At 33.5% G+C, this 2,505-nt stretch carries 3 protein-coding genes; 1 reads left to right on the forward strand and 2 read right to left on the reverse strand.

The window, feature by feature from the left end; translation table 11 throughout:
* Positions 1 to 146: 146 nt before the first annotated feature.
* Entirely contained in the window at positions 147 to 299 is a 153-nt protein-coding gene (locus tag V7266_RS26030) for a hypothetical protein (protein WP_176541438.1), read from the reverse strand.
* Between the two features lie 255 nt (positions 300 to 554).
* On the opposite strand from V7266_RS26030, the gene V7266_RS26035 reads away from it, so the two are divergent.
* On the forward strand, positions 555 to 1,448 hold the full coding sequence (locus V7266_RS26035; protein WP_335472161.1) for a LysR family transcriptional regulator: 894 nt from the start codon (positions 555 to 557) through the stop codon (positions 1,446 to 1,448).
* A 233-nt stretch (positions 1,449 to 1,681) separates the two neighbouring features.
* Here the strand turns inward: V7266_RS26035 and V7266_RS26040 are convergent, their stop codons facing one another.
* Positions 1,682 to 2,455, reverse strand: a complete 774-nt coding sequence (locus V7266_RS26040; RefSeq protein ID WP_335472162.1) for a class I SAM-dependent methyltransferase — start codon at positions 2,453 to 2,455, stop codon at positions 1,682 to 1,684.
* Between the last annotated feature and the right edge of the window lie 50 nt (positions 2,456 to 2,505).

The following is a 2,505-nucleotide window of genomic DNA, read 5'->3' on the forward strand; positions in this document are numbered from 1 at the left end:
GTATTAAAAAAATAAGAGCCTAAGATTAAGCTCTTATTCAGTATAAACAAAGGCACTTGGCAGCACCCCTCAATCAACGGGAGGAAATCATCTTAATTCGAAACTTGGGATTTCAGCCTACAATCCTTCATTAGAATGAGTATATTTTAAGCTACTTGAAAACAGGGATCATTAAAATATACAACTTCAGAGAGAATGTTACAGCCCTTCATGTTTTTGAGAGCCTCTCTTGCTTCTTCTTCAGTTTCGAATTCAAACAGGGAAATGTTTGATTCTAAATAACGAGTTATAATCCACATAAAAAATTCCTCCTATTATTTATAAGTTTTTTTCTGTCCTGCAAACAGGTTATCAATAAATATGGATAGAGATGACATATGCTGTGTTTAACCTTAAAGATGATTTAGCTTTAATGAAGTTTCAATCCAGGGATTGAAGAAGTAATTATTAATTGCTACGGATTAATGATAATGCAATAATGGAAATATATAAAATGCTAAAAAATAATAATGACATATAAAAAACTTTTATATGGGAAAATTTAGGTGAAGATAGTGGATTATCGTGATTGGGAAATACTAAAGGTCCTCTATAGTCAGAAGAACCTAACAAAAGCGGCACGGCTTTTATTTATTACCCAACCTGCATTAACCAACCGTTTAAAGCACATGCAGGAAGAATTAGGTGTCAAAATAGTAAACCGTGAAAGTAGAGGAGTTCATTTTACCCCACAGGGAGAATATCTTGTTCAGTGTGCCGACGATATCCTTTCTCAATATAACAAAATAAAAGAGCATGTCAGGAATATGAATTATAACGCGTGTAATGAAGTTGTAGGAACATTGAAATTGGGTGTATCCAACTTTTTTGCTAATTATGAACTGCCCTCTATTTTAAAATTATTTAAAAGCCAGTATCCTCATGTGGAATTTAAAGTGATTACAGGTTGGAGTAAAGATGTAACGAAGCTTATACACAATAAGGATGTTCATATTGGCTTTATTCGCGGCGACTATAGCTGCAGAGGACTGAAGAAACATTTATTATTTGAAGAGACTGTTTCTGTTACGTCGAGGGAAGCGATTGATATCGCTGATTTGCCAAATCTCCCTAGAATTGACTTTAACGGAGATTATTTATTGAAATCATTAATTGATAATTGGTGGGAAGAAAACTATTCACAGCCTCCTTTTATAAGTATAGAAGTGGACCAGATTGATACTTGTAAGGAAATGGTTATAAATGGATTAGGCTATGGCTTCTTGTCCAGCCGTATTCTTAATAATATAGGTGATTTAAATAAAATAGTTTTAACGGATCAAAAAGGAAATCCTATATTACGCAGAACATGGATGTATTACCATAAGGAATCATTGGAATGGAATGTCGTGAATGCCTTTGTAAATTTTATTGAAACATTGGTTACAAAAGATTCAAAAAAGTTTTAACCAATTTGCGTATCTACAAAGCAAGATATTAAAAAGAGGCAAATGTTCTTGAAGAATGAAATAAGTGCCCTTCACGCCTCGTACTCTTCAGCTTTCGAGCGTGACAGGGCTCTTTTTCTTTAGGAGGTGTTTGTTACTATGGTTTTGGTATAATTATACCTTTAAAATACACTCGAATAACGGGTTCCGTTTCCTTAGGGAAAACTTGAAAAAGCAATAAAATTAGTACAAGCTTATTTCTTCCCACTCAAAATCATTGCATTTCCTAATACTTTTTTGTTCAATAACTGCTTTGGCAATTTCATTACGTTGGAAAGTTTGAAGATATTCATTTCAGATACACCATGCTCCTTTAAGACCTTTAAGAGCTCTTTTTCCTTCCCAAAAATTTTTTCGTCCATAAACAAATCTAAGAAGACAAATTCACCGCCAGGTCGTAACACTCTTAATGCCTCTACAATTACTTCAGCTTTATTTCGTCTATCTTTTACTTCATGAAATGTAAGACAACTCACAATGAGATCAAATTCATCATCATTAAAAGGAAGTTCTGCGGCACTTGCTTTCAGAAAGGCAACTCTATCAGCGACCCCTTCTATTTCAGCATTCTGCTGGCATTGAGCTTTCGAATATTCCCAATTCCCGCCCCAATAATCAATTCCAGTTAAAAAGGAATTAGGATAACTCTTTGCTAGTTTAATAATCAGCGACCCACTACCTGTTCCTATATCTAGTATTTTTCCTTTTCCATCCCAATTCACTTGGGCAACCATTAAATCATGTATTTTTGATTGATAATTTCCCCCAAATGCTGCGAATTGGTAAACAGAATAAGAGAGTATATATGTTATATAAACAAAAGGTAATGCAAAAATCCCTGATAGGACTCTTAGGTATAAATTAACAGGTAATAATGCTGCCAAGAGAAGGATGAGTGAAATAGCAAAAAAAATAAGTAGTTTGTAAACTCGAATCCAGGTTTGATATTTAGCTTTTGTTTTCAAAATATTGGCCATCCTTAAATCTATTTCTTGTTTGTTATATTATAAAGGAAATT

Source organism: Neobacillus drentensis (genome assembly GCF_036965645.1).
Taxonomy (GTDB): Bacteria; Bacillota; Bacilli; order Bacillales; family Cytobacillaceae; genus Neobacillus; species Neobacillus drentensis_D.

Excerpts from the sequence above, each read along its gene's own strand:
- V7266_RS26030 (WP_176541438.1), bottom strand. The coding sequence starts at position 299 with ATGTGGATTATAACTCGTTATTTAGAATCAAACATTTCCCTGTTTGAA.